Origin of the sequence: Kitasatospora sp. NPDC002551, assembly GCF_040296005.1 — a bacterium.
Taxonomy (GTDB): domain Bacteria; phylum Actinomycetota; class Actinomycetes; order Streptomycetales; family Streptomycetaceae; genus Kitasatospora.
Genome location: NZ_JBEOWI010000050.1, coordinates 1 through 21,765, shown reverse-complemented (window position 1 = coordinate 21,765; position 21,765 = coordinate 1). Strand labels below are relative to the sequence as shown.

Here is a 21,765-nt window from a genome sequence, read left to right as displayed (position 1 = left end):
GGGAGTGGTCGGTAGATGTGGGTCAATATCGTGGCGGCGCTGGCCGGCGCAGCACTCGCGCTGGCCATCGGTGCCCTGGTCGGCCGGTCCCGCGGTTCCCGCGAGGGCGCGACCAACCCGTCCGCGATCGGCTTCGCGGGCGCGGCGGTGCTCGGCTTCTTCGCCCTCTTCACCGGCTTCGCCATCGCCGGTTCGTGGCAGCAGCTCAACACCGCCCGCCAGCACACCTACGAGGAGTCCCGGGCGCTCACCGAGGTGTACTGGTCGGCGCGGCTGCTGCCGGTGCAGGACCGTCCGGTGGTGCAGCAGCGCGTGCGCGACTACACCCATCAGGTGATCGAGGACGAGTGGGAGCAGATGGCCCACGGGCACGGCAGTGCCGAGACCTGGGCGGAGGCCGACCGGATCCGGACGTCGGTGGACGCCGTGCGGAGTCAGAACACGGCCGAACTCGCGGCCAAGGCCGATGTGTTGAGAAGCCTGACGGACGTCTACGCGCGGCGGAACGCCCGGCTGGCGGACATCCGCGCGCAGGTGCCGACGCTGGCGCTCGGAGGTCTGGTGGTGGGGTCGGTGTTCGTGCTGGCGACGCCGCCGGTGGTCGGGCTGACCGCCAACGCGCGCAACCTCGTGCTGATGGGGTTCGTGGGGGCCTCGGTGGCGTTCGCGGTCAGCCTGGTGTTCCAGCTCAGCGGTCCGTTCGACGGCGCCGTCAGGGTCGCGCCGACGGCCTTCGAACTCGCGCTGACCCGCTACGACCAGATCGACGGGGGCGGCCCGGGGTGACTCCCTCCCCCTCTGTCTCCTCTCCCTTCTCGTGATCGCCCGGGCCCGCGGTCCGCCGGCCCGGGCGGGCCGACGGACGACGCGGGTACGGGACCTGTGGCAGCCTCAGGAGACGACGCCGAGCTCTCGCGCGATGAGCATCCGCTGGACCTCCGAGGTGCCTTCGCCGATTTCCAGGATCTTGCAGTCCCGCCAGAAGCGGGCGACCGGGAATTCGTTCATGAAGCCGTACCCGCCGTGGATCTGGGTCGCCTCGCGGGCGTTGTCGACGGCGGCCTCCGACGAGTACAGCTTGGCGATCGCGGCCTCCTTCTTGAACGGTTCCGAGTGCAGCAGCCGGGACGCGGCGTCCCGCCAGGCGAGGCGGGCGGTGTGGGCGCGCATCTCCATGTCGGCGAGCTTGAACTGGATGGCCTGGTTGGCGCCGATCGGCCGGCCGAAGGCGCGGCGCGTACCGGCGTACGAGACGGACTGGTCGACGCAGCCCTGGGCCAGGCCGGTGGCCAGGGCGGCGATCGCGATGCGGCCCTCGTCGAGGATCCGCAGGAACTGGGCGTAGCCGCGACCTCGCTCGCCCAGCAGGTTGGCCGCGGGGACGCGGCAGTCGGTAAAGGACAGTTCGCGGGTGTCGGATGCGTTCCATCCGACCTTCGAGTACTTCTTCGACACCTGGAACCCGGGGGTCCCGGTGGGCACGATGATGGAGGAGATTTCCCGCCGTGGCGAGGAGAATTCGCCTCCTTCACTCGAACGAGCGATCGGTTCGGTGAGCGCGGTGACGGTGACCAGACCGGTGATGTCCGTGCCGGAGTTGGTGATGAAGCACTTGGTGCCGTTGATCACCCACTCGTCGGTGGCCTCGTCGTACCGCGCGGTGGTGCGGGTCGCCCCGGCGTCGGAGCCGCCCTCGGGCTCGGTCAGGCCGAACGCGCCGAGCATCTCGCCCGAGGTCAGCCGCGGCAGCCACGCGCGCTTCTGCTCCTCCGTGCCGAACCGGTAGACGGGCATCGCGCCGAGCGAGACCGCCGCCTCCAGGGTGATCGCGACCGAGGAGTCGACCCGGGCCAGCTCCTCCAGCACCAGGCAGAGGGCGAAGTAGTCGCCGCCCATGCCGCCGTACTCCTCGGGGAACGGCAGGCCGAACAGGCCCATCCGCCCCATCTCCCGCACGATCTCGTAGGGGAACTCGCCCTGCTCGTAGTACTCGCCGATCTTCGGCGCCACCACGTCCTGGGCGAATTCGGCCACGGTGCGCCGCAGTTCCTCGTGCTCGGTGTTCAACCGGTGGTCGAGCATGGTGATCCTCCTGGAGCCCCGCCGGTGGGCGCGGGCGTGGTCGGGAAGCCGCCGCCCGTGCGGGTGTGACGGGCGGTCGGTGCGGGCCGGTCCGGTCAGTCCGGTGATCCGGCGGGAGTGGTGCCGAGCAGGGCCTGGACCGTGCGGGACGGGCTCGGTCTGCCGAGCCGGCGCGCCATCCAGCCGCTGGTGGCGACCAGGGCGCGCAGGTCGACGCCGGTCCGGATGCCGAGTCCGTGCAGCATCCACACCAGGTCCTCGGTGGCCAGGTTGCCGGTGGCGCTCTTGGCGTAGGGGCAGCCGCCCAGCCCGCCGGCCGAGGCGTCGACGGTGGTGACCCCGCTGCGCAGCGCGGCCAGCGTGTTGCTGAGTGCCTGGCCGTAGGTGTCGTGGAAGTGCACGGCGAGCCGGCCGGTCGGCACCCCCGCCGCGGCGAACCCCTCGAGCAGGGCGGTGACCTGGCCGGGGGTGGCCACGCCGATGGTGTCGCCGAGGCTCAGTTCGGCGCAGCCCATTTCCAGCAGCCGCACGCCGAAGCGGACCACCTGGGCGACCGGGACCGGGCCCTCCCAGGGGTCGCCGAAGCACATCGACAGGTAGCCGCGGACCGGGATCCCGGCCGCCGCGGCCCGTTCCACCACGGGGCGGAACATCGCCATCGCCTCGTCCGCCGAGCGGTTGAGGTTGCGGCGGGCGAAGGTCTCGGTGGCGCTGGCGAACACCGCGACGTCGGTGGCGTGGTGGGCCAGCGCGCGGTCCAGGCCGCGCTCGTTGGGCACCAGCACCGGCAGCCGCAGGCCGGGGTGGCGCTCCGGCAGGCCGGCGAGCCGGGGCATCAGGTCCTCGGCGTCGGCGAGCTGGGGTACCCATTTCGGGTGAACGAAGCTGGTGGCCTCGACGGTTCGCAGCCCGGCGGCCGCGAGCCGGGCGATGAACTCGGCCTTGACCTCGACGGGGACGAGCGAGCCCTCGTTCTGCAGGCCGTCGCGGGGGCCGACCTCGTGGATCCGCACCTCCTCGGGCAGGCCGGGGGCGCGGACCGGGTCCGGCAGGCCCAGGTCGAGGGCGTCCGGTTCGCGGGCGGGGGAGCCGCCTCCCGGCGTGGGGGCGGTCACGACGCCACCGCCGCGGGGGCGGGCTCGGCCTCGGCGGGGGCCACCACGACCAGCAGCTCCTCCATCGCCACGGTGGCGCCGGCGGTGGCCCGCAGCTCGCTCACCGTGCCGTCGTGCGGGGCGGCGATCACGTGTTCCATCTTCATGGCCTCCAGGACGAGCAGGGGCTGGCCCTTGCGGACCGACTCCCCGGCCGCGGTCTTCACGACCGTGACGGTGCCCGGCATCGGCGCGGTCAGGGCGCCGTGGTGGGCGGCGCCGGCGGCGGCGCCCTCGCCGACCGCGTCGTGGGTGTGCACCGGCCAGGCGTCGCCGTCGACGCCGAGCCAGGTCACGGGGCCGCCGGCGGGCGCGGCGGGGCCGTCGGCGACGAGGGTGAAACTCGTCCGCAGGCCGTCGACGGTCAGCTGGAGGCGGTCGCCGGAGCGGCCGGCCCGGGCCCGGTGGACCGGACCGGCGTCGAGCCGGATCTCGACCTCCAGGGCGCTGTCGGACGGATTGTCAGTGGCGTCCGTTACGTTGCCCGCAGTGATCGATCGGACGCGCACCGACACCGGTTCCTGGCCGGGGGTACGGAGTCGGTGGGTGGTCCAGGCCGGGTCGCCGCCCAGGCGCCAGCCGGAGGGAAGGGAGAACGGGTCGGTCCAGCCGTCGGCGTCGGCGGCCGGGGCGAGGTCCAGGTGCCGCGCGAGCGCGGCCGCGTAGTAGAGGAGGTGGGCGGGGGCCGGAGGCTCCGGCGGCAGGGAGCCGGAGGGCTCGGCCGGTGGTGCGACCGCGGCGGCCGGGGAGTACGGCGAGGCGAGCAGCCCGGGCTGCTGCTGCGCCGTCTGCTCGACCAGGCCGGTGTCGAGCCGTCCGGCGGCGACCTCGGGGTGGGCGAGCAGCCGCCGCAGGAAGCCGGTGTTGGTGGTGACGCCGAGGATCCGGGTGTCGGCCAGCGCGGCGCGCAGGCGCCGCAGCGCGGTCGGGCGGTCGGGCCCGTAGGCGATGACCTTGGCGAGCATCGGGTCGTAGGAGCTGGTGATCACGGTTCCGGGGGCGACTCCGGAGTCCACCCGGATGCCCTCGCCCCGCGGTTCGTCGAGAAGCAGGATGCGTCCGCCGGTGGGCAGGAAGTCGCGTTCCGGGTCCTCGGCGCAGATTCGGGCCTCGATGGCGTGGCCCTGGAAGGAGATGTCCGACTGGGCGAAGGAGAGGGGCTCACCGGCGGCGATCCGCAGCTGCCACTCGACCAGGTCCAGCCGCCGGGGCCGGCCGGCGGACGACTCGGGGTCGGCCACGGCGACGGCCAGCTCGGTGACGGGGTGCTCCACCTGGAGACGGGTGTTCATCTCCATGAAGAAGAAGTCCCGCACGCCCTCGTCGGTGGCGGGGGAGTCCGGGCCGACGCCGGGGACGATGAACTCCACGGTGCCGGCGCCGGTGTAGCCGCAGGACTCGGCGGCCCGGACGGCCGCGGCGCCCATCGCGGCGCGGGTCTCGGCATTGAGCAGGACGGAGGGAGCCTCTTCGATCAGCTTCTGATGGCGGCGCTGCAGGCTGCACTCGCGCTCGCCGAGGTGGACGGTGGTGCCCTGGGCGTCGGCCAGCACCTGGACCTCGATGTGGCGCGGGCGGTCGACCCAGCGCTCCAGCAGCAGGGTGTCGTCGCCGAAGGCGGTGCGGGCGACGCGCCGGGCCGCGGCGATCTCGGTCGGCAGGTCGGCCGGGTCGCGGACCAGCCGCATGCCCTTGCCGCCGCCGCCGGCGGACGGCTTGAGCAGCACGGGGTAGCCGATCCCCTCGGCGGCCGCGACGAGTTCCTCGTCGGTGGGCGCGGTGGCCTGGCTGCCCGGAACCACCGGCACGCCGGCGGCCCGTACGGCCTCCTTGGCGTTGATCTTGTCACCCATCAGCTCGACCGCGGCGGGAGGAGGTCCGATGAAGACGAGGCCGGCGTCGGCGCAGGCGCGGGCGAAGGAGGCGTTCTCGGCGAGGAAGCCGTAGCCGGGGTGGACGGCCCGGGCGCCGGTCCGGCGGGCGGCGGCGAGGATCTGGTCGGTCCGCAGGTAGGTCTCGGCGGCGGAGCTGTCGCTGCGGTCGGCCGGGCCGAGCCGGACCGCGACGTCGGCCTCGCGGACGTGGGGCGCGTCGGCGTCGGCGTCGCTGAACACGGCGACCGAGCGCACGCCGAGCCGCCGCAGGGTGCGGATCACCCGGACGGCGATCTCGCCGCGGTTGGCGACCAGGACTGTGTCGAACATGGGAGGCGTTCCTCCGGTCGAAAGGAGCCGTACGAAGAGGTGTGGCACCGGGTGGGCGCCGGACACCGGGGAGGCGGCGGGGCGGGTGGACCGCCGCCCGGGAGGAGCGCTACATGCGGAAGACGCCGAACGGGCCGGGCGCCGGGAGCGGGGCGTTGGCGCAGGCGGTGAGCGCCAGGCCGAGCACGGTCCGGGTGTCCATCGGGTCGATCACACCGTCGTCCCAGAGCCGGGCGGTGGCGTAGTAGGCGTTGCCCTGGCGCTCGTACTGCTCGCGCACGGGGCGCTTGAACTCCTCCTCCGCCTCGGCGGGCCACTGCTCGCCGTGCGCCTCCAGCTGGTCGCGGCGGACGGTGGCCAGCACCGACGCGGCCTGCTCGCCGCCCATCACGGAGATCTTGGCGTTCGGCCACATCCACAGGAAGCGGGGTGAGTAGGCCCGGCCGCACATCGAGTAGTTGCCGGCTCCGTACGAGCCGCCGATCACCACCGTCAGTTTCGGGACGCGGGTGCAGGCGACGGCGTTGACCATCTTGGCGCCGTGCTTGGCGATGCCGCCCGCCTCGTACTGCCGGCCGACCATGAAGCCGGTGATGTTCTGCAGGAAGAGGAGGGGGATGCCCCGCTGGTCGCACAGCTCGATGAAGTGGGCGCCCTTGAGGGCGGACTCGGCGAACAGCACGCCGTTGTTGGCGACGATGCCGACGGGGTGGCCGTGGATCCGGGCGAAGCCGGTCACCAGGGTCGCGCCGTACTCGGCCTTGAACTCGGCGAACCGGCTGCCGTCGACCAGCCGGGCGATCACCTCGCGCACGTCGTAGGGCGTGCGCGGGTCGACCGGGACGGCCCCGTACAGGCCGGCGGGGTCGACGGCCGGTGCCTCGGCCGGGGTGAGCGGCCACGGGCGGGCCGGGCGCGGGCCGAGCCCGGCGACGATGGTGCGGACGATGGACAGGGCGTGGGCGTCGTCCTCGGCCAGGTGGTCCGTGACGCCGGAGGTCCGCGCGTGCAGGTCGCCGCCGCCGAGCTCCTCGGCCGTCACCACCTCGCCGGTCGCGGCCTTCACCAGCGGCGGCCCGCCGAGGAAGATGGTGCCCTGATTGCGGACGATGACGGCCTGGTCGCTCATCGCCGGGACGTACGCGCCGCCGGCCGTGCAGGAGCCGAGCACGGCGGCGATCTGCGGGATGCCCGCGGCCGAGAGGCGGGCCTGGTTGTAGAAGATCCGGCCGAAGTGGTCGCGGTCCGGGAAGACCTCGTCCTGCATCGGGAGGAAGGCGCCGCCGGAGTCGACCAGGTAGACGCAGGGCAGCCGGTTCTCCAGCGCGACCTCCTGGGCGCGCAGGTGCTTCTTGACCGTCATCGGGTAGTAGGTGCCGCCCTTGACGGTGGCGTCGTTGGCGACCACGACCACCTCGCGCCCGGCGACCCGGCCGATGCCGGCGATCACCCCGGCGGCCGGGGCGGCGCCGTCGTACATCCCCTCGGCCGCCAGCGGGGCCAGTTCGAGGAAGGGGGAGGCCGGGTCGAGCAGGGTGTCCACCCGGTCGCGGGGGAGCAGCTTGCCGCGCGCGGTGTGCCGGGCGCGGGCCTTGGCGCCGCCGCCGAGCGCGGCCGTGCCGAGCTTCTCGCGCAGTTCGGCGACCAGGGCCCGGTGGGCGGCGGTGTTGGTCCGGTACGCCTCGGAACCGGGGTCGGCGGCCGTGCCGAGCCGGGGTGCAGGAGCGGCGGTGCCCGGGGTGCCGGCCGCCGCGCTGCCGTTGATGCCGGTGGGTGCGCCGGCGGTGGAGATGACCATCCCAAGAGCTCCCTTGCCCTCGGCGGCAGGTGGGCCGACAGGGCTGGTGAGCCCGCGACCCCCACACGTTAATGAACGTTAACTTTCGTCGCCCAGGTTAACGACCGATAACCCCACTGTCTACGATGGACGGCATGCCGAACGTCCCACCCGCCTCCGGGCTCCCACGCCGTGACCAGATCCGCAAGGAGGCCGCCCGCCTGTTCGCGGCCCGGGGTTTCCTCGGCGTCGGCGTGGACGAGATCGGCAAGGCCGTCGGGATCAGCGGGCCCGGGCTCTACCGGCACTTCGCCGGCAAGGACGCCATGCTCGCCGACCTGCTCGTCGGCATCAGCGAGCGGCTGCTGGAGGAGGGGCGCCGCCGGGCGGGCGGCAGCGAGGGCCCGGCCGCCGCGCTGGACGCGCTGATCGGCCGCCACGTCGACTTCGCGCTGGACGACCGCGACCTGATCACCCTGCACGACCGGGAACTGCTCAACCTCCGCGAGGAGGACCGCCGGACCGTCCGCCGTCTCCAGCGCGCCTATGTGGAACTCTGGGTCGACGTGGTCCGCCAGGCCTATCCGCCGCTCGCGGTCCCGTCCGCCGAGCCGGTGGCCCGGGCGTCCGTGCACGCCGTCTTCGGGCTGATCAACTCCACCCCGCACAGCCACGGGCCGAACCCCGCCCACGGCGACGAGCGGGCCGGGCTCGCGCGCGACGCGATGGCCTCGCTGCTGCACGACCTGGCCCACGGGGCCTTCTCGGCGGCCGCGGCCGCCGTCACCACCGCCGCCGACGACGGGGCCGCCGGGGCCGACGGGACCACCCGCGTCGGGGCCGACGCCGGCGCGCGGGCCTGAGTCAGGATCCCGCCGGGGCTGGTTGCGCCGTCCGGGGGAGTGCGGCCGGCGGACGCGGGGCCGGGCGCGCGCTCGGGCCGGCGGCCTAGGACCAAGGGAGGCCCGCGCTCTGCGCCGCTGGGCGGTGGGCGGCCCGGGGTTCGTCGGCGACCCTGGTAGCGGGCGCGCCGGTCCGGTCCGCCGGGAATCACCGCAGGTTGCGGGCTGTTGCCCCCTCCGTCGGGCCGGGACCCCCGGCTCGCCCTGGCCTGAAACTCCATGGCGGCCACCCGACGGAATGGTTAGCATCCCTAAATATGCCTGAGACTCACGGATCTACGGTGGAGCTTTCCCCGAGCGGCACCCGAACCGACACCCCGGGCGGCGCCGGGGACGGGCACGCCCGACCGGGCCCGGCCCCGGACCCCACGACTCCCGACGACACCGCCGCCGGCACCCCCGCCCACGGCGGCCACGAGGCCGGCGCCGACGGCACCGACGGCCAGGGCTGGCTCCGCCGGCTGCTCGGCTACTGCTGGCGCTCCCGGCGCAGCGTGCTCCTCGCCTTCGGCGCCTCGCTCCTCGGCATGGCCGTCACCGCCCTGGTGCCCCTGGTCACCAAGGTGATCATCGACGACGTCATCACCGCGCACACCCGCCCGCTCGCCCCCTGGGCCGTGGTCCTGCTGCTGGCCGCCGCCGTGGTGTTCGGTTGCACCCAGGTCCGCCGCTACTACGGCGGGCAGCTGGCCGTCGACGTCCAGCACGACCTGCGCGCCGACCTCTTCCGCTCGCTCGGCAGGCTCGACGGCCACCGCCAGGACCGCCTGGACACCGGCCAGGTGGTCGGCCGCGCGACCTCCGACCTCCAGCTGGTCAACGGGCTGCTCTCGATGCTGCCCATGATGACCGGCTTCCTGATCATGTTCGCGATGTCGCTCGGCGTGATGATCTGGCTCTCGCCGCCGCTCACCCTGGTCGCCCTGGTCATGGCCCCGGCGCTGTGGTGGGTCTCGGTGCTCAGCCGCAAGCGGCTCTTCCCCTCCACCTGGGCCGCCCAGCAGGAGGCCGCCGCCGTGGCCGGCGTGGTCGACGAGGCGATCGGCGGCGTGCGGGTGGTCAAGGGCTTCGGCCAGGAGGCGCAGGAACTGGACAAGCTGGAGACGGCCTCGCGCCACCTCTTCGCGGCCCGGCTCCGCTCGATCCGGCTCAACAGCCGCTACAACCCCGCGATGCAGGCGATCCCCGCGCTCGCCCAGGTGGCGGTCCTGGCCTTCGGCGGCTGGCTGGCGGTCGACGGCCGGGTCACGCTCGGCACCTTCGTCGCCTTCTCCGCCTACGTGGCGCAGATGACCGGCCCGGTCCGGATGCTGACCATGGTGATCACGGTCGGCCAGCAGGCCCGCGCCGGTGTCGAGCGCGTGCTCCAGCTGATCGACGAGCGCCCGCTGGTCCAGGAACGCCCGGACGCCGTCACCCTCGACCTCGCCCGCACCCCGGCCGTCGCCCCCGCCGGCACCGAGGCCTCCGCGCCGTCCGGCGCCGGCGGGCCCGGCACCACCGGCCCGCGCGTGGTCGGCCCGCTCACCACCGAGGTGGCGCTGGAGTTCGACCGGGTCGGCTTCCGCTACGACCCCGAGCACCCTTCGCCCGTCCTGCACGACCTCGACCTGCGCCTGGCCCCGGGCGAGACCCTGGCCCTGGTCGGCGCGTCCGGCTCGGGCAAGTCCACCGTCGCCCAGCTGGTGCCGCGGTTCTACGACCCGGCGGCCGGCACCGTCCGGCTCTACGGCCACGACCTGCGCGACCTGACCCTCGACTCGGTCCGGGCGGCCGTCGGCATCGTGCCCGAGGAGAGCTTCCTCTTCTCCGAGACGGTCCGCACCAACATCGCCTACGGGCGCCCGGACGCCACCGACGAGCAGGTCGTCGCCGCCGCCCGCGCCGCCCAGGCCGACGAGTTCGTCCGGGCCCTGCCCGACGGCTACGAGACCAAGGTCGGCGAGCAGGGCCTCACCCTCTCCGGCGGCCAGCGCCAGCGCATCGCGCTGGCCCGCGCCATCCTCACCGACCCCCGCATCCTGCTCCTCGACGACGCCACCTCGGCGGTCGACCCGCAGATCGAGGCGGAGATCCACGACGCGCTGCGCTCGGTCATGGCCGGCCGCACCACGCTGCTGATCGCGCACCGCCGCTCCACCCTCCAGCTGGCCGACCGGATCGCCGTCCTCGACCACGGCCGGCTGCTGGACCTCGGCACGCACGAGGAACTCGAGGCCCGATGTCCCCAGTACCGGGCCCTGATCACCGACCCCGAGGCCGGGCGCACCCTCGCCGCACCGAAGCCGTCCGACCCCTCCGGCCTGGCCGAAGCAGCCGAAGCGACGGTGGCCGGCGACCCGGCCGAAGCGAAGGACCCGGCGCGGCCGGCCCCCGCCGCCGCGCCGCCCGCACGCCCCGCGATGCCCACCCCGGCCCTGGCCAAGGCGGCCCGCACCGCCGCACCCGACCTGCTCGCCAGGGTCACCGCCCTCCCGCCCGCCACCGACACCCCGGCGATCCCCCGCGCCGAGGCCGAGCACGGCGACCCCGACTTCAGCCTCCGCCGCCTGCTGCGCCCCTTCCGCGCACCGCTCGCCCTCGCCCTGGTGCTGGTCGCCCTGGACGCGGGCGCCGGCCTGGTCCTGCCGATCCTGATCCGGCACGGCATCGACGACGGCGTCAGCAAGGGCGTCATGACCGGTGTCGCCGTCGCCGCGCTCACCGCCCTGGCGATCGTCCTGCTGGACTGGCTGGTGCAGAGCGCCGAGAACCGGGTCAGCGGCCGCACCGGCGAACGGGTGCTCTACACCCTCCGGCTCAAGATCTTCGCCCACCTCAACCGGCTCGGCCTCGACTACTACGAGCGCGAGCTGTCCGGCCGGATCATGACCCGGATGACCACCGACCTGGACTCGCTCACCTCGTTCCTGCAGACCGGCGTGGTCACGGCCGTCGTCAGCCTGCTGACCTTCCTCGGCATCCTCGCGGCCCTGCTGGTGATCGACGCCGGACTCGCCCTCGCGGTCTTCGCCGTGCTGCCGCCACTGGTCGTGGCCACCCTGGTGTTCCGACGCAAGTCCAAGGCCCAGTACGAGATCTCCCGGGACCTCATCAGCACGGTCAACGCCGATCTCCAGGAGAACGTGGCCGGCATGCGGATCGTCCAGGCGTTCCGCCGGCTGGACACCAACACCGACCGCTTCGTCGCCCGCGGCATCGCCTACCGGCAGGCCCGCGTCCGGGCCCAGCTCTACATATCGCTGTACTTCCCGTTCGTGCAGTTCCTCTCCAGCGTGGCCGCCGCCCTGGTGCTGATCGTCGGCGCCTCGCGGGTGGACTCCGGCACGCTCACCGTCGGCGCGCTGGTGGCGTACCTGCTCTACATCGACCTGTTCTTCGCGCCGGTCAACCAGCTCTCCCAGGTGTTCGACGGCTACCAGCAGGCGGCGGTGGGCCTCGGCCGGATCCGCGAACTGCTGCGCACCCCGACCAGTACCGCGCAGGCCGCCGACCCGGTGCCGGTCCGGGCCGCACTGCGCGGCGAGATCGAGTTCGACCGCGTCGGCTTCGCCTACAACGGGGGAGCGGACGGCGCCCCGGACGTCCTCACCGACGTCAGCCTGCGGATCCCCGCCGGGCAGACGGTGGCGCTGGTCGGCGAGACGGGGGCCGGCAAGTCGACCCTGGTCAAGCTGGTCGCCCGGTTCTACGACGCGACGTCCGGCACCGTCCGGGTCGACGGCGTGGACCTGACCCGCTACGACCTCGCGCAGTACCGGCACCGGCTCGGCGTGGTGCCGCAGGAGGCCTACCTGTTCGCCGGGACGGTGCGCGAGGCGATCGCGTACGGCCGGCCCGGCGCCTCGGCGGCCGAGGTGGAGGCGGCGGCCCGGGCGGTCGGCGCGCACGACATGATCGTCCGGTTGTCCGACGGCTACGACCACGAGGTCGCCGGGCGTGGGCGCAACCTTTCGGCGGGCCAGCGCCAGCTGATCGCGCTGGCCCGGGCGGAGCTGGTCGACCCGGACATCCTGCTGCTGGACGAGGCCACCGCGGCCCTCGACCTGGCCACCGAGGCGGCGGTCAACCACGCCGCGGACCGGCTCAGCGGCGGCCGCACCACCCTGGTCATCGCCCACCGGCTGACCACCGCCGAGCGGGCCGACCGGGTCGTGGTGCTGGACCACGGCCGGGTGGTCGAGGACGGCACGCACGCCGAACTGCTCGCCCGGGGCGGGGCGTACACCCGGCTCTGGCAGGCGTTCGTGGCCGAGGGCCACCACCGGAGCGCCGCCGCCTCCGTGGCGGCCGCGGACGCGATCGTCGGATGACCGGACCGGGCCGTGGGTACCGGAACCGGCACCCGCGCCCCGGCCCGCCAGCATCTCGCCGGCGTCACGCCGCGAGCAGCGCGATCAGCAGCCCCGAGGGATCGATCCCCCGGGGCAGCTCGCTCACCTGCCCGTCCCCGACCTCGACCACCCGCCACCCGGAACCGTCGGCCCGCTCGGCGAGGTCGGTGGTGACGAACCGGCAGCCCAGCGCGCGCACCAGCGGCCGGACCACGGACAGGTCGGGCGCGGCCGGGCAGCCGGGCAGGTCCGGGTGCGGCCCGACCAGCACCGGCTCGCCGTCCAGCCACCACACCCGGGCCTCCACCGCCCGCCGCCGACCGTCCGGTCGCGTGTCGCGGCCCCCGGCCGGCGGTTCCGAGTCGCCCCCGGAACCGCCGGCCGGGGTGCCGGGGGTGTCCCACACCACCCGGGTGAACTCCTCGAACCGCCGCAGCACCACACCGCCCGCCAGATGCTCGGCCTGCAGTTCCACGAACCGCGCGACCACCCGCCCGACGGCCGGCAGGTCCGCCAACTCCGGGATGTAGCAGGCCTCGTCCCACTCGTGCTTGCGGGACTTCACGTAGTCCTTGACGATCGCCGGCCCCTGCCCGCCCAGCCGGGCGACGGCCGCCGCCAGCCGCTCCGCACCGGGCGGCTCGATCCCCGCCCCGGGCTCCGCTCCGGCCCCGGCTTCGCCCCCCGCGCCCGCCAGCGGCAGCCAGACGCTCTGCGGCGTGGCCCCCTCGAACACCTCGTACCAGCCCGGCAGTTCGTGCGCCGAGGCGTACCCGGGCGGGCTGGTCAGCAGCTGCCCGCCGCGTTCCGACAGGGCGGCGGCGAAGTCCGCGTAGCGGGGCGAGGGCAGCATCCACCCCCGGTACCAGAACGGCCCGCGCCCCGCCGGCACCAGGCGGACGGCCCCGTGGGCGTCCCCGGCGAGCAGCGCGTCGTGGTCGACCAGGTGGTGCTCGCCGCCCAGGTCGCGCAGCAGCCGGGCCTCCCAGGCGAACTGCGGATCGACCCGGCGCGGGTCCAGCGGATGGGCGGGGAGGAGAAAGGCGGGTGCGGGCATGGGCGTCAGGGTAAGGCCACCGGCTGACCGGCGGGCCGTCAAAACCCCGACGTCACAGGCCTGGACCCCGCATGGACGGCCCCGTCCGGGAGGCCGCCCGGGCAGCCGCCCGGCGGCCCGCGCCGACAGCCCCGCCCACCGGGCCGGCCCCGGCCGGAATCCACTCGACGCCCGCGCGGCCCGCTGCGAGAGTGACCCGATGCGAAACCTGTGGCGCAACGCGCGAAGGACCCCCCGGCAGGCGGCCCGCACGGTCGTCCTGGACGAAGGGGGCGCCGTCTTCCTCCTGCGCTCGGACAACAGCGAGGTCGGCGTGCACTGGACCATGCCGGGCGGCGGCATCGAGCCCGGCGAGACCCCGTGGGCCGGGGCACGCCGGGAGCTCTGGGAGGAGACCGGCTGGTCCGACCTCGAACCCGGCCCGCTGCTGTGCACCTGGGAGCACGACTTCACCTGGCACGGCACGCCCGTCCGCCAGCACGAGCACATCTACCTCACCAGCGGCCCGCACCGCGGCCCGGTCGGCGACGTCAGCGCGATGCACGCCGCCGACAAGATCCTCGACTGGCGCTGGTGGACCCCGCAGGACCTCGCCGACGAGAACGCGGACGCCCTCTGGCCGCCCCGGCTGCCCGACCTGCTGGCGGCCGTACGGGAGGGCTGGCTCACCGACCGCCGGGCACCCGAACCCGTCGACCTCGGCTACATCCCGAACGCCGACCCCGCCCGCTCCTGAACGGCCGCCCCGCTCCTCACCGGCCCGTCCGCCCCTGAACCGGCCGGCCTAGACCGTGCGCCGCCCGCCGCGCCGGCCCGTCCGCCCGGGCGGGCCGGCCCGCCAGTCCCGCGGCTCCAGCTCCCGGTCGTGCAGCGCGCCGGGGTTGATCACGACGGAGAGCTGCGCCCCGGCCAGCCGCTCGTAGGCGAGGCCGGTGGCGCCCAGCAGCAGCTCGGTCGGCACCGAGACGGCGATCGCGGGCCGCCACGCGGGCAGCACCACCAGGCAGGTCCCCCGGCCGAGCCGGACGAGTTCGGCGGTGGCGCGGATGGCGGGGCGCTCCTCGGGCCGGGTGGCCGTGCCGGCCGGCCCCGGTCGCCCGGCCGCCTCCGGCAGGTGCGGGGTGGCGCCGATCAGGACGCCCAGCGGGGCCTCGGTGCCCGTCGCCGGCCGCGCGGCGGCGCCGGTCCGGTCGTCGTCGGTGCGCGGCCCGGGGACGGACGGCACGTCCGCCGCCGTTCCGGGGCCGGTGCGCGGGGTGTCCGGCCGCAGCGGACCGGCCGCCTGCGGGTGCATCCGGCGCAGCCGGCGCGATGGAGCCGGGCGCCGGGTGGCGAGGGTGCGCAGTTCCTCCCGGGCCGCGCGCAGCACGGGGACGGTCCGGTCCTGGGCGGCCGGCGGCTGTTGCAGGCGGACGAAGCCCTCGCCGCCGCCACCGCCGGCGCCGTCCGTGCCGTCGGTTCGCTCCGGTGCGGCCCCGTCACCCGGACGGCCGAGCGCGGCGCCGGTCCGGTCGCCGGCACCGCCGCCGCGCGGCTGCGGCACGGAACCGCCGGGCAGGACGCCGGCCGTCCCGCCCGTCCGGCCGTCGGCCACCGCCGCCGCGATCGAGCAGCGGGGCGCGCCGCCCGGCGGCACGGCGCCCGCGGCACCGCCCGCGGCGGTTCCCGCGGATCCCGAGGCCTGCGCGGCCCCGTCCTCGCGGGCAGGCGCGGGCGCGGGCGCGGGCACGGACGGGGCCGGCGGCGCGGCTGGCGGGGCCGACGGCGGCGGGTCGGCGGCGGTCTGGTCGAGCGTGGTCATTGGTACGGGCCCTTCGGGGTTCGGTGCCGTCGATCCTCCCGCACCGGGCGATCTGCTCCAAGCGCCTTTCCGCCCCGCGCGCCCCACGCCGCCGTTCTGTCCCATCCGCCCCATCCGTCCCGCCCGCCCCGCGCCCTGACGCCCCTTCGGACCGGTCCGGACCGCGTCGGCCCGGACCGGCCCCGTGCGGCGCCCGGTGAGCGCGGATCAGGCGCCGGGCGCCACGAAGCCCTTGAGCTCGCTCAGGACGACGTTGGCCGCGGCCACGCCGAGACCGAGGAACCAGGTCTCGTCCGACACCGGACGGGCCTGCCCGGACTTGACCGCGCCGAGCGTCTTCCACAGCGCCCCGCCGAGCACCGTGTCCTGGTTGGTGGAGCTGGGGGTGCCGTAGACGCCGTAGAAGATCCAGTCGGCGTCGGCCTTGTCGATCTGCTCGGGGCTGATCTCGACCGCGAGCTCCTTGACCTGCTCGATCTTGGGCTGCGGCAGCTGGGCGTCGATGAGGATGGTGCCGATGAAGGACAGCTCCGCGTACAGCCGGGTCTTGCCGGGCATGAAGCGCAGCGGCGAGATGGTCGGCTTCTTGTCGCCGAGCTTGGCGCCGATCGCCGCGGCGGCCGCCTGGTAGGCGTCCAGCTGGGCCTTGGCCTCCGCCTCCAGGCCGAACGGGCTCGCGTTGAGCAGGAAGTTCTGCTTCCACGGGTAGCCGGGGCGCAGCGAGAAGACGGTCGGCGCGATCTTGGAGAGCTGCGCGTACTGGTCCTGGGCGCGCAGCTGGCTGCCGAGGATCAGGTCGGGCTTGAGCGCGGCGATGGCCTCCAGGTTGAGGCTGTTGATGGTGCCGACGTCGGTGGGGTTGCCGGCCTTGTCCCCGAGGTAGGACGGCATCTTCTTGGAGCCGTCGGTGTGGACGACGCCGACCGGCTGGATGCCGAGCGAGACGACGTTGTCGAGCTCACCGGTGTCGAGGACCACGACCCGGACCGGCTTGGCGGGGATGACCGTCTCGCCCATCGCGTGCTTGATCGTCCGGGGGTAGACGCCGGGGGCGGCGTCGGTGCCGAAGCCCTTCATCTTCTCGATCACGGTGGCGTAGTCGTCGCCGCCCTGCTTGACCGACTTCTGGTCCGGCGAGGAGCCGCCGGAGGGCTTGGCCGTCCCGCCGCCGGAACCGGTGGAGCCGGAGCCGTCCGTGCCGGAGTCGCCCGAGCTGCCGCAGGCGGTGAGCAGTCCGCCGAGGCCGAGAACGGCTCCGCCGGTGAGGGCCGCGGTGAGCAGGGTCCGGCGGCTGGGGCGGTGGGCGGTGGGCTGGCCGGGGGTGGGGGACACGCGGCACTCCTCCAGGGATGGGGCGTCGGGGTTAGGTGAGGCAAACCTATCCGACGTCCCCGGCGGGCTCCCCGCCGGACCGCCCGAGGGCGCGAAACCCGGTTCGAAAACATCACAAACCATGACGATTCCGGCACATCAATTCGGTAACAACCCTTAGAAATAAAGGTACACGCCTTAACGGCCCATGCATCATCGGCCAACTGTTGGTCGATGGCGGGCAAATCAAAGGGAGTGGCTCAGATCACCCGAGGTTGGCCTACTCAACCTTCGGTACGCGCACCTAGGGTGCGCTGGTGGTTGATCAGCAGCTCTCAGAGCACGGAAGCAGCGGCCGGGCAACGGCGCCCGCCGCTCCGCAGGGTGCCCCGGTCAGTGGTGCCAGTGGTGGAGCCCCCGGAACCGGACCGGTGGCGGCGGGGGCGACGGGGGCAGCGGGGGACAAGGGCCTACGGGGCAACTCCGTCGGCCTGCTGAGCAGCGTGGTCCTGGGCGTCTCCACGGTCGCCCCGGTCTACTGCCTGACCGCGACCCTGGGGCCGACCGTCACGGCGGTCGGCGTCCAGATGCCCGCGGTCTTCCTGGCCGGCTTCCTGCCGATGCTGCTCGTCGCGTTCGCGTACAAGGAGCTCAACAAGGACTTCCCGGACTGCGGCACGTCCTTCACCTGGACGGTCAAGGCCTTCGGCCCCCGGGTCGGCTGGATGGCCGGCTGGGGCCTGACGGTCGCCACGATCATCGTGCTGTCCAACCTGGCCGGGGTGGCCACCGACTTCCTGTACCTCATGCTCGGCGAGATGACCGGCAGCGGCGCCGTCGCCGACCTCAACGACAACAAGGCCGTCCACCTGGCCACCGTCGTCGTGCTCATCGCCGCCGCCACCGCGATGAGCTATCGCGGCATGACGGCCACCAAGTGGTTCCAGTACAGCCTGGTCGGCCTGCAGCTCGCCGTCCTGCTGCTGTTCGCCGGCATCGCCATCGCCAAGGCCGCCGCCGGCGACCTGCCCGACTCGATCGGCTTCTCCGCCTCCTGGCTCAACCCGCTCGAAGTGAGCTCGTTCAGCGCGTTCACCGCCGGCCTGTCGCTGTCGATCTTCATGTACTGGGGCTGGGACACCTGCCTCACCATGAACGAGGAGACCAGCGGCAGCGCCAAGACCCCGGGCCGGGCCGCGATGATCTCCATGGTCACCCTGGTCGGCTCCTACCTGCTGGTCGCCATCGCCGCCCAGATGTTCGCCGGCGTCGGCACCAACGGCACCGGCCTCGGCAACCCGGACACCGCCGACAACGTCTTCGCCGCCCTGGCCCGCCCGGTGCTCGGCTCCCCGTGGAGCATCCTGCTCTTCGTGGCCGTCGTCGCCAGCGCCGCCGCCAGCCTGCAGACCACCTTCATCCCGGTCGCCCGCACCCTGCTCGCGATGAGCGCCTACCGCGCCGTGCCGCCGCGCTTCGGCACCGTCCACCCGCGCCACCGCACCCCCGGCTTCGCCACCGTCGCCGCCGGCATCGCCACCGCCGCCTTCTACGTCGGCATGAGCGTGATCAGCGAGAACGTCGTCCAGGACACCATCCTGGCCCTCGGCCTGATGATCTGCTTCTACTACGCGCTGACCGCCTTCGCCTGCGTCTGGTACTTCCGCCGCTCGCTCCGCGACAGCCTGCGCGACCTCGTCGTCAAGGGCATCGCCCCGCTGCTCGGCGGTGTCCTGCTCAGCGGCGTCTTCCTGCAGACCCTCACCGACGCCTGGGACCCCGCCTACGGCAGCGGCGCCGTGTTCGGCATCGGCTCGGTGTTCGTCATCGGCGTCGGCATCCTGCTGCTCGGCGCGGTGCTCATGCTCGTGTACGGCGTCTACCGGCCCGCCTTCTTCCGGGGCGAGACGCTCCGCAAGGACACCCCCGCCCTCGTCGTCGAGGACTGACGGCGAACCGGGGTAACCACGGCGGACCCTGGCGGGCACCCGCTATCCTCGAACCCATGAAGCGCTTCGCAGGTCTGAACTGGTGGCCGTCCTAGGACGGCCACCAGCCACGCCTGACCAGGGCCGTCCGGGATGGACGGCCCTGCTGCGTTTCTCCGACGGGACGGGCCCCGAGCCCCGGACGGCCGCCACCACCGCCGTACCGAGGAGAAACCCCGTGACCACGACCACGACCGCCGCCGGCCCCGCCGCCCTCACCCCCGAGATGCTCGACACTCCCGACACTCTCGACGAGAGCCTCCGGGACAACCCGGCCGCCCACCGCGTCCTCACCGGCGACCGCCCCACCGGCCCGCTCCACCTCGGCCACTACTTCGGCAGCCTCCGCAACCGCGTCCGCCTCCAGCGCCTGGGCGTCGAGATGTTCCTGGTCATCCCCGACTACCAGGTCATCACCGACCGGGACCTCGCCGACCGCCTCGCCGAGCACACCGAGAACCTCGTCCTGGACTACCTCGCCACCGGCATCGACGCCGACCGGGCCACGATCTTCACCCACAGCTCCGTCCCCGCCCTCAACCAGCTGCTGCTTCCCTTCCTCAGCCTGGTCAGCGTCGCCGAGCTCCACCGCAACCCCACCGTCAAGGACGAGATCGCCCACTCCAGCCAGGCCGCCGTCAACGGACTGATGCTCACCTACCCCGTCCACCAGGCCGCCGACATCCTCTTCTGCAAGGCCGACCTGGTCCCCGTCGGCAAGGACCAGCTGCCCCACCTGGAGGTCGCCCGCACCGTCGCCCGCCGCTTCAACGAGCGCTACCCCCGCCCCGACGGCACCACCGTCTTCCCCCGTCCCCGGGCCCTGCTGGGCGCCGCCCCGCTGCTGCTCGGCACCGACGGCGGCAAGATGAGCAAGAGCCGCGGCAACTCCGTCCCGCTCGCCGCCGACGAGGACACCACCGCGCGTCTCCTCAAGGGCGCCAAGACCGACGCCGACCGCCGCATCACCTACGACCCCGCCGCCCGGCCCGAGGTCTCCAACCTCCTCCTGCTCGCCGCCCTCTGCCAGGACCGCGCCCCCGAGGAGGTCGCCGAGGAGATCGGCGACGGCGGCGCCGCCGCGCTCAAGCGCACCGTCACCGAGGCCGTCAACGAGTACTTCCGCCCGATCCGCGCCCGCCGCGCCGAACTCGCCGCCGACCGCGGCCACCTCCGCGACGTCCTGCGCGCCGGCTCCGAACACGCCAACGCGATCGCCGACGCCACCCTCGCCGAAGTCCGGGAGGTCATGGGATCGCTGTGAACGCGTCAGGGGCATAACCTCTCGGGGCCGGTCCCGCACCGGCCCCGGGACCCCCGCGCCCGAGACACCGCACCCCGGAAGGAACCCGGCCATGGACCAGCACCCGACCACCCCCGGCCGAGGACTGACCCGCCCGCCCCACCTCCGGCCCGGGGACCACATCGCCGTGGTCGCCACCAGCGGCCCCATCGACCCCCAGCGCCTCGCCGCCGGCACCGCCCTGCTGCGCTCCTGGGACCTGCGCGTCACCGTCGCCCCGCACGTCCTCGACACCCACCCCGTCCTCGGCCACCTCGCCGGCACCGACGCCGATCGCGCCGCCGACCTCCAGGCCGCCTGGCTCGACCCCACCGTCGACGCCGTCATCTGCGCCCGCGGCGGCTACGGCGTCCACCGCATGGTCGACCTCCTCGACTGGGACGCCCTGCGCGCCGCCCCGCCCAAGGTGCTGATCGGCTTCAGCGACGTCTCCTCGCTGCACGAGGCCTTCGCCCAGCGCCTCGGCCTCGCCACCCTCTACGGACCGATGAGCGCCACGGCCACCTTCCTCGAGGACGGGCCCACCGCCGAACACCTGCGCCGCACCCTCCTCGACCCCGCCGCCACGACCGTGCTCACCTCGGCCACCGCCACCGCCCTCGTCCCCGGCCGCGCCCGGGGCATCACCGCCGGCGGCTGCACCCACGTCCTCGCCGCCGAACGCGGAACCCCCGCCGCCCGCCCCTCCTTCGCCGGCAGCATCCTGATCCTCGAGGACGTCAACGAGCACCCCTACCAGCTCGACCGCCTCCTCACCCAGCTCCTGCGCTCCGGCGCCTTCGACGGAGTCACCGGCATCGCCCTCGGCTCCTGGGAGGGCTGCGGCCCGCTCGACCGGGTCCGGGACGTCATGCTCGACCGCCTCGCACCGCTCGGCATACCGATCATCTGGGAACTGGGATTCGGCCACGGCCCCTCCACCCTGACCGTCCCGCTCGGCGTCCTCGCCCTGCTCGACGCCGACGCCGGCACCCTCACCCTGGACCTGCCGGCCCTCGCCGAACGCTGAGTAGGGTTCGCCCATGAACGCGGACCGCTCCACCGGGACATCCACGGGAACCCCCGCCGAGGCCGCCCTCGACGCGGAGAGCCTCACCGCCCTCGCCCTCGGCCTGCTGCGGGGCCCCGGCAGCAACGCCCGCGCCATCCTCGGCCTCGCCGGCCCGCCCGGCGCCGGCAAGTCCACCCTGGCCCGGCACCTCGTCGACGAGGTCGAGCACCGCGAGGGCCCGGGCAGCGCCGCCTACCTCCCCCTCGACGGCTTCCACCTCTCCGGCGCCCAGCTGGAACGCCTCGGCCTCGGCCACCGCAAGGGCGCACCCGCCACCTTCGACGCCCACGGTTACCTCTCCCTGCTGCGCCGGGTCGCGACCGAGCGCTTCCAGGACATCTACGTCCCGGACTTCGACCGCGACCTCGACGAACCGGTGGCCGCCCGCCACGTCGTCCACCCGCACACCCGCCTCGTCATCACCGAGGGCAACTACCTCGCCGCCGCAGACCACCCCTGGCCCGAGGCCCGCGGCCTGCTGCGCGAACTCTGGTACGTCGAGACCGACGACGCCGTCCGCGAGGCCCGCCTCCTCGACCGCCACCGCGCCGGGGGCCGCGACGAGGCCACCGCCCGCCGGTGGGTCACCGGCAACGACCACCCCAACGGCGAGTACGTGAAGGCCGGCCGTGCCGCCTGCACCCGCGTCGTCCGAGTAGGCCGTTTGCCTCAGCCCCCGAATGGGCGTAGTGTTCTCTAGTCGCTCGGCTGGGAGCACCGGACACGCGTCTGCGCGGACGGTCCCGGGGCGGCCAATCCTCTGAAACACCACCTCTTCCCGGTTACGGGCCGAGGCGTGTC

Annotated in this window: 15 protein-coding genes; 8 read left to right on the top strand and 7 right to left on the bottom strand. The window is 74.2% G+C overall.

What is annotated here, in order from left to right:
• Positions 1–15 precede the first annotated feature (15 nt).
• The gene (locus tag ABT093_RS31515) at positions 16–786 is read left to right on the top strand and encodes a bestrophin-like domain (protein WP_350570230.1); all 771 of its coding nucleotides are present in this window, start codon (positions 16–18) and stop codon (positions 784–786) included.
• A 105-nt stretch (positions 787–891) separates the two neighbouring features.
• Here the strand turns inward: ABT093_RS31515 and ABT093_RS31510 are convergent, their stop codons facing one another.
• The 4 genes from ABT093_RS31510 to ABT093_RS31495 all read right to left on the bottom strand — a co-directional run bounded on the left by ABT093_RS31510 (position 892) and on the right by ABT093_RS31495 (position 7,238).
• Positions 892–2,082 carry an acyl-CoA dehydrogenase family protein gene (locus ABT093_RS31510; RefSeq protein WP_350570228.1) on the bottom strand — a complete coding sequence of 397 codons (1,191 nt, stop codon included), beginning with the start codon at positions 2,080–2,082 and terminating at the stop codon, positions 892–894.
• Positions 2,083–2,177: 95 nt separating this feature from the next.
• A complete protein-coding gene (locus ABT093_RS31505; RefSeq protein ID WP_502884357.1) occupies positions 2,178–3,197 on the bottom strand; it encodes a hydroxymethylglutaryl-CoA lyase in 1,020 nt (339 codons plus the stop codon).
• Positions 3,194–5,440: an acetyl/propionyl/methylcrotonyl-CoA carboxylase subunit alpha gene (locus ABT093_RS31500; protein WP_350570227.1), complete on the bottom strand. Its 2,247-nt coding sequence runs from the start codon at positions 5,438–5,440 to the stop codon at positions 3,194–3,196. Before ABT093_RS31500 ends, ABT093_RS31505 begins: the two co-directional genes overlap by 4 nt.
• Before the next feature lie 109 nt (positions 5,441–5,549).
• Positions 5,550–7,238 carry a carboxyl transferase domain-containing protein gene (locus tag ABT093_RS31495; RefSeq protein WP_350570226.1) on the bottom strand — a complete coding sequence of 563 codons (1,689 nt, stop codon included), beginning with the start codon at positions 7,236–7,238 and terminating at the stop codon, positions 5,550–5,552.
• Positions 7,239–7,372: 134 nt separating this feature from the next.
• On the opposite strand from ABT093_RS31495, the gene ABT093_RS31490 reads away from it, so the two are divergent.
• Both ABT093_RS31490 and ABT093_RS31485 read left to right on the top strand, forming a co-directional pair.
• The gene (locus tag ABT093_RS31490) at positions 7,373–8,080 is read left to right on the top strand and encodes an SACE_7040 family transcriptional regulator (RefSeq protein ID WP_350570225.1); all 708 of its coding nucleotides are present in this window, start codon (positions 7,373–7,375) and stop codon (positions 8,078–8,080) included.
• Between the two features lie 500 nt (positions 8,081–8,580).
• Positions 8,581–12,432 (top strand): ABC transporter ATP-binding protein, encoded by a 3,852-nt coding sequence (locus ABT093_RS31485; RefSeq protein ID WP_350570279.1) that lies wholly within the window; start codon positions 8,581–8,583, stop codon positions 12,430–12,432.
• Between the two features lie 64 nt (positions 12,433–12,496).
• On the opposite strand, the gene ABT093_RS31480 is transcribed toward ABT093_RS31485, so the two are convergent.
• The gene (locus ABT093_RS31480) at positions 12,497–13,510 is read right to left on the bottom strand and encodes an ATP-grasp domain-containing protein (RefSeq protein ID WP_350570224.1); all 1,014 of its coding nucleotides are present in this window, start codon (positions 13,508–13,510) and stop codon (positions 12,497–12,499) included.
• Between the two features lie 199 nt (positions 13,511–13,709).
• Between ABT093_RS31480 and ABT093_RS31475 the strand changes: the two genes are divergently transcribed.
• Positions 13,710–14,246: an NUDIX hydrolase gene (locus ABT093_RS31475; protein ID WP_350570223.1), complete on the top strand. Its 537-nt coding sequence runs from the start codon at positions 13,710–13,712 to the stop codon at positions 14,244–14,246.
• Positions 14,247–14,294: 48 nt separating this feature from the next.
• On the opposite strand, the gene ABT093_RS31470 is transcribed toward ABT093_RS31475, so the two are convergent.
• Positions 14,295–15,311, bottom strand: a complete 1,017-nt coding sequence (locus ABT093_RS31470) for a hypothetical protein (RefSeq protein ID WP_350570221.1) — start codon at positions 15,309–15,311, stop codon at positions 14,295–14,297.
• Positions 15,312–15,518: 207 nt separating this feature from the next.
• Positions 15,519–16,643 (bottom strand): ABC transporter substrate-binding protein, encoded by a 1,125-nt coding sequence (locus ABT093_RS31465; protein WP_502884356.1) that lies wholly within the window; start codon positions 16,641–16,643, stop codon positions 15,519–15,521.
• A 410-nt stretch (positions 16,644–17,053) separates the two neighbouring features.
• Between ABT093_RS31465 and ABT093_RS31460 the strand changes: the two genes are divergently transcribed.
• The 4 genes from ABT093_RS31460 to ABT093_RS31445 all read left to right on the top strand — a co-directional run bounded on the left by ABT093_RS31460 (position 17,054) and on the right by ABT093_RS31445 (position 21,664).
• Positions 17,054–18,571, top strand: coding sequence for an APC family permease (locus ABT093_RS31460; RefSeq protein WP_350570220.1), 1,518 nt, complete (start codon positions 17,054–17,056; stop codon positions 18,569–18,571).
• Between the two features lie 265 nt (positions 18,572–18,836).
• Positions 18,837–19,874, top strand: coding sequence for a tryptophan--tRNA ligase (gene trpS / locus ABT093_RS31455; protein WP_350570276.1), 1,038 nt, complete (start codon positions 18,837–18,839; stop codon positions 19,872–19,874).
• 91 nt (positions 19,875–19,965) lie between these two features.
• The gene (locus tag ABT093_RS31450) at positions 19,966–20,922 is read left to right on the top strand and encodes a S66 peptidase family protein (RefSeq protein WP_350570219.1); all 957 of its coding nucleotides are present in this window, start codon (positions 19,966–19,968) and stop codon (positions 20,920–20,922) included.
• Between the two features lie 13 nt (positions 20,923–20,935).
• Positions 20,936–21,664, top strand: a complete 729-nt coding sequence (locus ABT093_RS31445) for a nucleoside/nucleotide kinase family protein (RefSeq protein WP_350570218.1) — start codon at positions 20,936–20,938, stop codon at positions 21,662–21,664.
• Positions 21,665–21,765: the final 101 nt, after the last annotated feature.